Below are 11,800 nucleotides of genomic sequence, written 5' to 3' on the forward strand. Positions count from 1 at the left end.
CTTAGCGGTCCACGTCGGCCATAACGAAGTCGATACTACCCAGGTACGCGATCAAGTCCGCGACCATGCTGCCTTTGATCACCGAGGGGATCTGCTGCAGGTGCGGGTAGCTTGGGGTGCGTATGCGGGTACGGTAGCTCATGGTGCCGCCGTCGCTCGTCAGGTAATAGCTGTTGATGCCCTTGGTCGCTTCGATCATCTGGAAGGATTCGTTGGCCGGCATCACCGGGCCCCACGAAACCTGCAGGAAGTGCGTGATCAAGGTTTCGATGTGCTGCAGCGTGCGCTCCTTGGGCGGCGGCGTGGTCAGCGGATGATCCGCCTTGTACGGGCCTTCGGGCATGTTGCGCATGCACTGTTCGATGATCCGGATGCTCTGGCGCATTTCTTCCACGCGCACCATGCAGCGATCATAGGCGTCGCCGTTGTGGGCCAGCGGCACTTCGAACTCGAAGTTCTCGTAGCCCGAATACGGACGCGCCTTGCGCAGGTCGAAATCGCAACCGGTGGAGCGCAGGCCGGCACCGGTGACGCCCCATTCCAGGGCTTCCTTGGTGTTGTAGGCGGCGACGCCGATGGTGCGGCCCTTGAGGATGCTGTTCTGCAGCGCGGCCTTGGTGTATTCGTCGAGGCGCTTGGGCATCCACTCGATGAAGTCCTTGACCAGCTTTTCCCAGCCGCGCGGCAGGTCGTGGGCGACGCCGCCGATGCGGTACCAGGCCGGGTGCAGGCGGAAACCGGTGATGGCTTCGATCACCGTGTAGGCCTTCTGCCGGTCGGTGAAGGTGAAGAACACCGGGGTCATGGCGCCGACGTCCTGGATGTAGGTGCCCAGGAACAGCAGGTGGCTGGTGATGCGGAAGAATTCGGCCATCATGATGCGGATGGTGTCGACCTTCTGCGGCACCTTGATGCCGGCCAGCTTCTCGACGGCCAGCACGTAGGGCAGGTTGTTCATCACCCCGCCCAGGTAATCGATGCGGTCGGTATAGGGGATGAAGCTGTGCCACGACTGGCGCTCGGCCATTTTCTCGGCACCACGGTGGTGGTAGCCGATGTCGGGCACACAGTCGACGATCTCTTCACCGTCCAGTTGCAGGATGATGCGGAAGGCACCGTGCGCCGAAGGGTGGTTCGGGCCCAGGTTGAGGAACATGTAGTCCTCGTTGGTGCCCGAACGCTTCATGCCCCAGTCTTCGGGCTTGAAGCGCGCGGCTTCCTCTTCCAGCTGCTGCTTGGCCAGGGTCAGGCTGTAGGGGTCGAATTCGGTCGCGCGCGCCGGGTAGTCCTTGCGCAGCGGATGGCCTTCCCAGGTCGGCGGCATCATGATGCGCGACAGGTGCGGGTGGCCGGCGAAGTCGATGCCGAACATGTCCCAGACTTCACGCTCGTACCAGTTGGCGTTGGGCCAGATACCGGTGATCGTCGGCAGGTTCAGATCGCCTTCGTTCAAGGCCACCTTGAGCATGACGTCGCTGTTACGCTCGACCGACAGCAGGTGGTAGAACACGGTGAAGTCGCCGGCGCTGGGGATCGCGCGGCGATGGGTGCGCAGGCGCTCGTCCACACCGTGCAGGTCGTACAGCATGCTGTAGGGCTTGGGCACGTTGCACAGGAACGTGAGGATCTCGACCAGCTTGGCACGAGCCACCCACAGTACCGGCATGCCGGTGCGGGTTTCCTGGGCGAGGAAGGCCTCGGGGCCAAAGCGCTGGTTCAGTTCGACGACCACGTCTTGGTCGTCAGCCTTGTAAGGCGGGATATACAGAGCGGTGTCCGCTGTTGTCATGGTCTCGGTCGCTATCGGTCAACTACGGTGTGAAGCCAGGGTTCTCGCCTGCCGTTGCAGGCGTGGAAGGCGCTGGATCAGACTTCGTCGGGGCTGCGCAGGTTGGTTACCGCGATACGCTGTTCGCGGCGCTGTTCCTTCTGCGACGGCATCTCGGCGCGGTACACGCCTTGATCACCGACGACCCAGGACAGCGGGCGACGCTCTTGGCCAATCGACTCCTGCAACAGCATCAGGCCTTGCAGGAAAGCTTCAGGGCGCGGCGGGCAGCCAGGCACGTAGACGTCCACGGGGAGGAACTTGTCGACCCCCTGAACCACCGAGTAGATGTCGTACATGCCACCGGAGTTGGCGCACGAACCCATGGAAATGACCCACTTGGGTTCGAGCATCTGCTCGTAGAGACGCTGGATGATCGGCGCCATCTTGATGAAGCAGGTGCCGGCGATGACCATGAAGTCGGCCTGGCGCGGCGAGGCCCGGATAACTTCGGCGCCGAAGCGGGCGATGTCGTGGGGCGCCGTGAAGGCCGTGGTCATTTCCACGTAGCAGCACGAGAGACCGAAGTTGTACGGCCACAGGGAGTTCTTGCGACCCCAGTTGACCGCGCCGCTGAGGACGTCTTCGAGTTTGCCCATGAAGATGTTCTTGTGAACCTGATCTTCTAGGGGGTCGGAAACAGTTTCCCTGGTGCCGATGGGATACTGCTCGTTGGGAGCATCGGGGTCGATCCGGGTGAGATTGTATTGCATTGCCAAAGCCTCATTGTTTCAGCTTCGCCTGCCGCTTGCGACGAGCTTCCGGAGCCCAGTCAAGGGCGCCCACTCGGAACAGGTAGACAAGACCTGCCAACAGAATTGCTATGAAAACGAGAGCTTCGACGAATCCGGTCCAGCCGCTTTCGCGGACGGACACAGACCAGGCAAAGAGAAAGAGGGCTTCGATATCGAAGATCACGAACAGCATCGCGACCAGATAGAATTTGGCGGAAAGGCGCAGACGGGCGCTGCCGACCGGCAGCATGCCGGATTCGAAGGGTTCGTTCTTGCTGCGTCCGAAGGCTTTGCTGCCCAGCAGGCTGGAGAGCCCGAGCATGAACGCGCACAGACCGGCAACACCGAGAAGGAAGATGGCAAAGCCCCAGTTGTGGGCGATGAGTCCTGTCGAATCGGGCATGCTGGTTTCCTTGGCAGGGGCCTGGGCCGCTGAATTGAATGAAGTGTCGCAGTGACGATATGTCGCAGCAGAATCGATCGCGGTGATTTTATGGGTAAAAGCCAGGCAAGTAAATTTCGGATCGCAAATTAATTCGTATCATTACGCACATAGGCTTATTCAATGTAGCTCATGCTGGGGTTTTGGCAGGGTTTATGAAGAATATTCAACGCTGACAAGCTTTTACCGTCACTGTGTTTATATCTTAATGATAATTAATATCATTTACGGGCTAGTGCTGTTGTTCAAGTTGGGATAATTAACTGCGCTGAGTGTTTTACTGGGATATTCGATTGTCGGCATTGCGCCAGATCAATCGATCATGCAAAAAAACCGCCAGGCATTCGCCACGGCGGCTTCAAACCACACCCCCTCCCTTGTGGGAGCGGGTTCTACCCGCGAAAGCCACACCACGGTCCGCCAGATACACCGCACCAATCCTTTCGCGGGCAGAGCCCGCTCCCAGAGGGATCGATGGCAGCCCCTTGTGGGAGCGGGTTCTACCCGCGAAGGCCACGCTGCGGTCTGCCAGATACAACGTGGCGAATTCTTCGCGGGCAGAGCCCGCTCCCACAGGGATCGATGGCACCCTCCTGTGGGAGCGGGTTCTACCCGCGAAGGCCGCGCTGSGGTTTGGCAGGTACAACGCGCTGAATCCTTCGCGGGCAGAGCCCGCTSCCACAGGGATATCTGCTACCCAAGAAGGCAGCTGCTCCCCTGGGGGAGCAGATGCCTAGGGGGTCAGTGGAACTGCTCTTCCTCGGTGGAGCCGGTGAGTGCAGTGACCGACGAGGCGCCGCCCTGGATCACGGTGGTCATGTCGTCGAAGTAGCCGGTGCCCACTTCCTGCTGGTGTGCCACGAAGGTGTAGCCCTTTTCCGCATCGGCGAACTCTTGCTCCTGCAGCTTCACGTATGCGGTCATGTCGTTGCGCGCGTAGTCGTGGGCCAGGCTGAACATGCCGTGCCACATGTTGTGGATCCCGGCCAGGGTGATGAACTGGTGCTTATAGCCCATCGCCGACAGCTCACGCTGGAATTTGGCGATGGTTGCGTCATCCAGGTTCTTCTTCCAGTTGAAGGATGGCGAGCAGTTGTACGAGAGCAACTGGTCCGGGTACTCGCGCTTGATGGCCTCGGCGAAGCGACGTGCCTCGTCCAGATCCGGCTTGGCGGTTTCGCACCAGATGAGATCGGCATAGGGCGCGTAGGCCAAACCGCGGGCGATCGCCTGATCCAGACCAGCACGCACTTTGTAGAAGCCCTCGGGCGTACGGGTGCCCGTCACGAACGGCTGGTCGTAAGGGTCGCAGTCCGAGGTCAGCAGGTCGGCCGCGTTGGCATCGGTCCGCGCCAGGATGATCGTCGGCACGCCAGCGACGTCTGCAGCCAGGCGCGCGGCGGTGAGCTTCTGTACGGCCTCCTGGGTCGGCACCAGCACCTTGCCGCCCATGTGCCCGCATTTTTTCACCGAAGCCAGCTGATCTTCGAAGTGCACGCCGGCGGCGCCTGCTTCGATCATGCTCTTCATCAGTTCATAGGCATTGAGCACGCCACCGAACCCGGCTTCGGCATCGGCCACGATCGGTGCGAAGTAGTCGATGTAGCCCTGGTCGCCTGGGTTCTTGCCCGCTTTCCACTGAATCTGGTCGGCCCGTCGAAACGAGTTGTTGATGCGCTTGACCACGGTCGGCACCGAGTCGACCGGGTACAGCGACTGGTCGGGGTACATGGATTCGGCGGAGTTGTTGTCGGCCGCGACCTGCCAGCCCGACAGGTAGATGGCCTGAATGCCGGCCTTGACCTGCTGCACCGCCTGGCCGCCGGTGAGCGCGCCCATGCAGTTGACGAAGTCCTTGTCGGGGCGGAATGACGGCTTGGCGCCCTGGGTCACCAGGTTCCAGAGCTTCTCCGCGCCAAGGCGGGCCAACGTGTGCTCGGGTTGAACCGAGCCGCGCAGGCGGACCACGTCGGCGGGCGAGTAGTTGCGCGTTACACCTTTCCAGCGCGGGTTTTCAGCCCAGTCTTTTGCAAGGGCCGCTTCTTGTTGTTCGCGTGTCAGTGCCATGGAGATAAACCTCGTGCATAGGTTCGATGATGGGGTGCTGCGCCAGGCGCTGCGTGTGCCGAACACTTGATCGGCGCTCGCCGAACCTGCGCGTGCCGGTGGGCAGGAGGAGCGGTTCGGTGAGGGCGAGGCCATCATGCCCCACGGATTTTCTGCACGTCAAACGTTTTGTAGTTAAAAATACAAAGCACTACATTTCTTTCGAATCAGCGACTGGGCGGTCAGTTTTCGGGGCCTTGGTCGTCCGCATGTCTTTGGAGCAGGCGGCGAGCCATCGGCTCAATCCAGCGCGTCGACTTTCACGCGCACGGTGGTGTCGTTTCGGCCTTGAGTGCTGTACTGGCGGGCGATGCCTTGCTGATTGATGCTCGAATGTTCGTTCATCCCAGCCACGGTGATCCATTCGCCGAGCCGACCACTGAGAGTGGATTGAGTGCTTTGCACGTTGACCACGTCTGCCCGTTCCTGGCTCATGCGGTCGTTGTTTGTAGCGATGTTGAGATGCACTACATCGCCGGTCAGGCTGGCCGTGACGTAGAAGCCTTGAGTCACCTCGCGGTATTCGGTCTGCGCTTGCAGGCGACCATAGGCGTCGGTGCCGGCTGTGGTCAGCGGGACGCTTTGGCCGATCTGGATCAGGGCGGGGCTGCCTTCGCTGGCCTGTACCTGCTGCACGCCACCGCTGCGGTTGTCGGTGCCGTACTGGATGATGCGCGTGGTGCCGCCGCCGTTGACCCGATAGCCGCGCTGGTTGGCCGTATTGCTGTCGCTGGTGTCGACGCTGATCAGCAGCCTTCGCGCCGGCTTGTCCAGCTGTTCGAGCAAAGCGGTAAGTTCGTCGAGCTTGTCCGGTTCGGCGTTGACCACCAACTGGTTGCCATAGGCCGCGACGGTGCCGTCACGTCCCACCAGCTGCTGGGCAATGGGAAGAATGTCGGCACTGGTGCGATAGTGAAGCGGCAAGACCTGTGTGGCGGCGTTGGCCCCGGTGGCGAGGCACAACAGCAGGCTGGCGAACAGAAGGTGCAGCGGCATGTCCATGATCTCCGCATTGAGTGTGCGGACCAGTATGGCACGCTGGAGCCGCCGGTCGCGGTGCATCAGACAACCCGCAGCGCGCGTTCGCGGCCGATGGCCGTTCCTACAGGTCCGACGCATTCCTGCTTGTAGGAGCGGTCCGTGGCCGCGAACGGTGCGCTGGGGTGTGTCGGGCAGACCGCAGCGCGATCAATCCTGCGTGCGGACCATGTCCACATGGGGCAGGCCGGCTTCGAGAAATTCGCCGCTGACGACGCGGAAGCCATGGTGTTCGTAGAACGCCGTGGCGTGCACCTGAGCACTGAGTTTCTGTTCGCGCAGACCCAGCGAATTGGCATGGGCGATGACCGCTTGCAGCAGTTTGTCGCCCACCCGCAGCCCACGCCAATCCTTGAGCACCGAGACTCGCCCGATCTCGCCGTCGGCAAGCAGGCGGGCAGTACCTACCGCGTAGTCGCCTTCGACGGCCAGGAAATGCACCGCGCTCAGATCGTCCTCGTCCCACTCGAGTTCGGCCGGAATCGACTGCTCGGCGATGAACACCGCCTCGCGAATGCGCCGGATGTCTCGGTTGTCCTTGTGCCAGTCGGCCACGCGCACTTCGATGCTATTCATCGATGGCGAACCCCAGGCTCCCTTGCTTCACCAACTCGCAAAGCAACGCGCGACCCTGCTCGTCATTCATCCACGGCCCCAGGTTGTCGATGTGCAAGGCATCGGCCGCGCAGATCAACTTCAGCAGATCGCGCAGCTCGCCCGGCAATAGGCGGCTCTGGCCGCTGGCGAACAACAGCAGGTCCTCGTCGACTTCCGACCAGGCCAAGCGCGCGCTCGGGTTGCGCACCAGCAAGGCACCCTGTTCCAGCTCCGCCAGAAGATCGGCTTCGGCCACTTCTTCACCTGCCACGAGCTCCGGGTAGCGTGGTTCGGTCATGAACTGGCCGAACCAGGTCAGCAGCAGGCGCTCGTCGCTCATGTGCTCGGCCAGCAGGCGCTTGAGGCGGTCCAGCGCGTCGTGCTGAATCTGGTGCGGGTCGACCGCAGGCACGGCATCGGCGTCGCTGTAGCGTTCTTCGTCCGGCAGGAACTGGCTGAGGAAGTCGGTGAAGTGGGTCAGCACTTCGGCTGCGCTCGGGGCGCGGAAACCTACCGAATAGGTCATGCAGTCGTCCACGGCCACACCGCAATGGGCCAGGCGCGGCGGCAGGTACAGCATGTCGCCCGGCTCCAGCGTCCACTCTTCGCTCTGCTGGAAGTCGGCCAGGATGCGCAGATCCGGATGATCGAGCAGCGGGCTCTGGGAGTCGCACATCTGCCCGACTTTCCAGTTGCGCTTGCCCAGGCCTTGCAGCAGGAACACGTCGTAATTGTCGAAGTGCGGGCCTACACCACCGCCGGGCGCTGCGAAGCTGATCATTACATCGTCGATGCGCCAGCTTGGCAGAAAGCGGAAGTGCTCGAGCAGTTCGGCCACTTCCGGCACGAACTGGTCGACGGCCTGGACCAGCAAGGTCCATTCGGTTTCCGGCAGCTTGCTGAATTCATCTTCGGCGAAGGGGCCGCGACGCATTTCCCATGGCTGAGCGCCGTGCTCGATGACGATCCGCGACTCGACTTCTTCTTCCAGCGCCAGGCCGGCCAGCTCGTCGGCGCTCAACGGATTTTCGAAATCGGTGAAGGCCTGGCGCACCAGCAGGGGTTTCTTCTGCCAGTAGTCACGGAGGAATTCAGCGGCAGTCAGACCGCCCAGTATTTGAAGTGGGGTATTAGATTTCATGTGTAACCTGCTGAATAATATTGCTTTTATAGCCGGAATAAAAACGCCCGGCGAAGCCGGGCGTCGAAGCGTCGGTGGCGAGTGTCAGACGCGTTTGGCCTGAGCGGCCGCATTGCCGATGTAATTGGCTGGCGTCAACTGCTTGAGCTCGGCCTTGGCCTGATCTGGCATGTCCAGGCCGTCGATGAAGGTCTGCAGGGCTTCAGGGCTGATGCCCTTGCCGCGAGTCAGCTCCTTGAGCTTCTCGTAGGGGTTCTCGATGTCGTAGCGGCGCATGACCGTCTGAATCGGCTCGGCCAACACTTCCCAGCACGCGTCCAGATCTTCAGAAATGCGTTGAGTGTTGATCTCCAACTTGCTGATTCCCTTGAGACTTGCCTCGTACGCGATGACGCTGTGGGCGAAGCCTACACCCAGGTTGCGCAGTACGGTGGAGTCGGTCAGGTCGCGCTGCCAGCGCGAGATCGGCAGCTTGCTCGCCAGGTGCTGGAACAGCGCGTTGGCGATGCCCAGGTTGCCTTCCGAGTTCTCGAAGTCGATCGGGTTGACCTTGTGCGGCATTGTCGAGGAACCGATTTCGCCAGCGATGGTGCGCTGCTTGAAATAGCCCAGGGAGATGTAGCCCCAGATGTCGCGATCGAAGTCGATTAGGATGGTGTTGAAACGGGCGATGGCGTCGAACAGCTCGGCGATGTAGTCGTGCGGCTCGATCTGCGTGGTATAGGGGTTGAAGCCCAGGCCCAGCTCGTCTTCGATGAAGGCGCGGGCGTTGGCTTCCCAGTCGATCTGCGGGTAGGCCGAAAGGTGTGCGTTGTAGTTGCCTACCGCGCCGTTGATCTTGCCCAGCAGCGGCACTGCCGCCACCTGAGCGATCTGGCGCTCGAGGCGGTACACCACGTTCGCCAGTTCCTTGCCCAGGGTCGTTGGCGAAGCGGGTTGGCCGTGAGTGCGCGACAGCATCGGCACGTCGGCGAAGCGGTGGGCCAGTTCACGGATCGACTCGGCGATCTGGCGCATCAGCGGCAACATGACGTCGTCACGGCCTTCGCGCAGCATCAGGGCGTGGGACAGGTTGTTGATGTCCTCGCTGGTGCAGGCGAAGTGGATGAACTCGCTGACCTTAGCCAGCTCCGGCAGCTTGGCGGCCTGCTCCTTGAGCAGGTACTCGATGGCTTTGACGTCGTGGTTGGTGGTGCGCTCGATTTCCTTGACGCGCTCGGCGTGCTCCAGGGCGAAATCACTGGCCAGCACGTCCAGCACGGCGTTGGCCTCTGCCGAGAAAGCCGGTACTTCGGCGATTTGCGGATGCGTGGCGAGGCGCTGCAACCAGCGCACCTCGACCAGGGCGCGGAAGCGAATCAGGCCGTACTCGCTGAAGATGGTACGAAGGGCCTGGGTTTTGCCGGCGTAGCGGCCGTCTACAGGGGAAACCGCAGTGAGCGAAGAAAGCTGCATGGGTATTCTCGGACAGTCGGGCTTTGAAAAGGGCGCGAATTATACATGAAAAAAGCCGGTTGGGCGGCGCGGGCCGACCGTTCGGCCGTTCATCCGCGCATCAGGGGGTACAGCTCTCGCAGCAGTTTGCGGCGGCTGATCACCAGCTGCCAGCGATGCCCGCCCAGTTGCCGCCACAGCCGCGCCGAGCGAATGCCGGCCAGCAACAGCGCGCGAATCTTCGAGGCGTTGTTGGGTTGCTGCAGGTGGCGCGTATCGCCATGCACCTGAATGCGCTGGCGCAGTGTGCTCAGGGTGTCTTGGTAGAGCGCGCCGGTGGCCGCGATGACGTTCTCATGGCCCTGGCCGAAATGCTCCACCTGATTCTGGATCTGCGGGATGCGCTTGCCGATGATGTCCAGCATCTCGCCACGTTTGGCCAACTGCCGCTCCAGACCCAGCATCGACAGGGCATAGCGCAGCGGCTCGCGCTGCAGGCTGCCAGGATCGCGCTCCAGTGCGCTGGACAGCGCGCCGTAGCCTTCGCGCAGATGGCTGTCGTCACCGCCGTAGACTTGCAGCGTATTCTGCGGGTCGACCACCAGCAGGCTGCCCAGCAGGCAGGCAACCTCGGCCTCGGCGGCAGAACCGGTCTTGGCGATCCGGTCGACCAGCACGGCCGCCTGGAACACCGCACCTAGCGCTACCAGTTGTTCCTGCAGGTTGTTCATGACTGTCTCCAGGGCTCGGCGACTTCGATGACGCCGCCGCCCAGGCAGATTTCGCCGTCGTAGAACACCACCGACTGACCCGGAGTGACCGCCCGTTGCGGCTCGTCGAACACGGCGCGATAGCCTTCGGCGGTCTGTTCCAGGGTGCAGACCTGATCGCTCTGCCGATAGCGGACCTTGGCGGTCAGGCGCCGCGGCTCGGTCAGGTCCACCGGGTTCACCCAATAGATTTCCGAGGCGAGCAGGGCGCGGGAGAACAGCAGCGGGTGTTCGTTGCCCTGACCGACGATCAGTTCGTTGTTGGCCAGGTCCTTGATCAGCACATACCAGGGATCGTCACCAGCGTCCTTCAGCCCGCCGATACCCAGGCCCTGGCGCTGGCCGATGGTGTGGTACATCAAGCCATGGTGGCGGCCGATGACGTCGCCGGCGGTGGTCTTGATTTCGCCTGGCTGCGCGGGCAGGTACTGCTTGAGAAAGTCGCTGAAGCGTCGTTCGCCGATGAAGCAGATGCCGGTGGAATCCTTTTTCTTGGCGGTCGCCAGGCCGTGCATCTCGGCAATCGCGCGCACTTCCGGCTTTTCCAGTTCACCCACGGGGAACAGCGTACGGGCGATCTGCTCGCCACCCACGGCATGCAGGAAGTAGCTCTGGTCCTTGTTCGGGTCCAGGCCCTTGAGCAGTTGGGTCTGCCCGTCGATGTCGCGGCGACGCACGTAGTGACCGGTGGCGATCAGGTCGGCACCCAGCATCAGCGCGTAGTCCAGGAACGCCTTGAACTTGATCTCGCGGTTGCACAGGATGTCCGGGTTCGGCGTGCGGCCAGCCTTGTACTCTTCCAGGAAATGCTCGAAGACGTTGTCCCAGTATTCGGCGGCGAAGTTGGCCGTGTGCAGCTTGATGCCCAGCTTGTCGCAGACGGCCTGGGCGTCCGCCAGGTCCTCGCGCGCCGTGCAGTATTCGGTTCCGTCGTCTTCTTCCCAGTTCTTCATGAACAGGCCTTCCACGTGGTAACCCTGCTCCATCAGCAGAAGGGCGGACACGGACGAGTCGACGCCGCCGGACATGCCGACGATGACGCGCTGCTTTGCACAGTGGCGGGGAGCTGGCTCACGCATAGGGATTCGATGGGGTCTCTGAAAAGGACGCGATTCTAACAGGGTAAGCTGCAAAACGCTCAGGTGCGAATCAGCTCCAGGCTGTGCAGCGGTCCGTTCAGGTAGTCGTCCAGGCATTGCATGACCAGCTCGCTGCGCAGCCGATGGCCCTGTGCGGCCAGCTCGTCGCGGGTCAGCCAGGTTGTGCCGCTGATGTCCGGATCCAGTTCGAGCTCGGGGTTCAGGTGCAAGGGGCGTGCACTGAAGCAGATGCGCTGGTAGGTCACGCCGTTGCTGGGCGCGGTGTACAGGTACACGCCCACCACACCGGTCAGTTCGACGTCCCAGGCGGTTTCTTCCAGCGTTTCGCGCAGCGCTGCCTGCAGCAGATTTTCGTCGGGTTCCAGATGGCCGGCAGGCTGGTTGAGCACCAGCCGTCCGCCTTTCATTTCCTCGACGAACAGAAAACGCCCGTCGTCCTCGATGATGGTGGCGACGGTGATGTGGGGTTGCCAGGTCATGGTGGAATCTCCTGTTGATGGGGCTCTCGTAGGAGGGGGGCGCGGCCGCGAAACAAGCACCGCAGTGCATCAGCCAATTCGCGTTGCCTTTTTCGCGGCCGATGACCGCTCCTACGAGAGGTCGCGGATGC

At 62.1% G+C, this 11,800-nt stretch carries 11 protein-coding genes; all 11 read right to left on the reverse strand.

Translation table 11 applies throughout. The features are described from left to right. Window position 1: 1 nt before the first annotated feature. Window positions 2-1,789, reverse strand: a complete 1,788-nt coding sequence (gene nuoC / locus ASF66_RS01880) for an NADH-quinone oxidoreductase subunit C/D (RefSeq protein WP_056842489.1) — start codon at window positions 1,787-1,789, stop codon at window positions 2-4. Window positions 1,790-1,866: 77 nt separating this feature from the next. Then, a complete protein-coding gene (locus ASF66_RS01885) occupies window positions 1,867-2,541 on the reverse strand; it encodes a NuoB/complex I 20 kDa subunit family protein (protein ID WP_043190091.1) in 675 nt (224 codons plus the stop codon). Between the two features lie 10 nt (window positions 2,542-2,551). After that, window positions 2,552-2,965, reverse strand: a complete 414-nt coding sequence (locus ASF66_RS01890) for an NADH-quinone oxidoreductase subunit A (protein ID WP_043190089.1) — start codon at window positions 2,963-2,965, stop codon at window positions 2,552-2,554. 780 nt (window positions 2,966-3,745) lie between these two features. Next, window positions 3,746-5,071: an isocitrate lyase gene (aceA, locus tag ASF66_RS01895; RefSeq protein ID WP_049860096.1), complete on the reverse strand. Its 1,326-nt coding sequence runs from the start codon at window positions 5,069-5,071 to the stop codon at window positions 3,746-3,748. A 279-nt stretch (window positions 5,072-5,350) separates the two neighbouring features. After that, window positions 5,351-6,106 carry a secretin N-terminal domain-containing protein gene (locus ASF66_RS01900; protein WP_056843400.1) on the reverse strand — a complete coding sequence of 252 codons (756 nt, stop codon included), beginning with the start codon at window positions 6,104-6,106 and terminating at the stop codon, window positions 5,351-5,353. A 192-nt stretch (window positions 6,107-6,298) separates the two neighbouring features. Further along, on the reverse strand, window positions 6,299-6,724 hold the full coding sequence (locus tag ASF66_RS01905) for a GNAT family N-acetyltransferase (protein WP_056842490.1): 426 nt from the start codon (window positions 6,722-6,724) through the stop codon (window positions 6,299-6,301). Further along, window positions 6,717-7,886 carry a ribosomal protein uL16 3-hydroxylase gene (locus ASF66_RS01910; protein WP_049860098.1) on the reverse strand — a complete coding sequence of 390 codons (1,170 nt, stop codon included), beginning with the start codon at window positions 7,884-7,886 and terminating at the stop codon, window positions 6,717-6,719. The genes ASF66_RS01905 and ASF66_RS01910 overlap by 8 nt, the downstream gene beginning before the upstream one ends. Before the next feature lie 84 nt (window positions 7,887-7,970). Beyond that, the gene (gene purB / locus ASF66_RS01915) at window positions 7,971-9,341 is read right to left on the reverse strand and encodes an adenylosuccinate lyase (protein ID WP_056842491.1); all 1,371 of its coding nucleotides are present in this window, start codon (window positions 9,339-9,341) and stop codon (window positions 7,971-7,973) included. A gap of 89 nt (window positions 9,342-9,430) precedes the next feature. Further along, the gene (gene hflD, locus ASF66_RS01920) at window positions 9,431-10,051 is read right to left on the reverse strand and encodes a high frequency lysogenization protein HflD (RefSeq protein WP_056842492.1); all 621 of its coding nucleotides are present in this window, start codon (window positions 10,049-10,051) and stop codon (window positions 9,431-9,433) included. Beyond that, window positions 10,048-11,169, reverse strand: coding sequence for a tRNA 2-thiouridine(34) synthase MnmA (mnmA, locus tag ASF66_RS01925; RefSeq protein WP_056842493.1), 1,122 nt, complete (start codon window positions 11,167-11,169; stop codon window positions 10,048-10,050). The genes hflD and mnmA overlap by 4 nt, the downstream gene beginning before the upstream one ends. A gap of 59 nt (window positions 11,170-11,228) precedes the next feature. Beyond that, window positions 11,229-11,669 (reverse strand): NUDIX hydrolase, encoded by a 441-nt coding sequence (locus ASF66_RS01930; RefSeq protein ID WP_049860102.1) that lies wholly within the window; start codon window positions 11,667-11,669, stop codon window positions 11,229-11,231. Window positions 11,670-11,800: the final 131 nt, after the last annotated feature.

Source organism: Pseudomonas sp. Leaf129, assembly GCF_001423465.1.
Lineage (GTDB): Bacteria > Pseudomonadota > Gammaproteobacteria > Pseudomonadales > Pseudomonadaceae > Aquipseudomonas > Aquipseudomonas coleopterorum.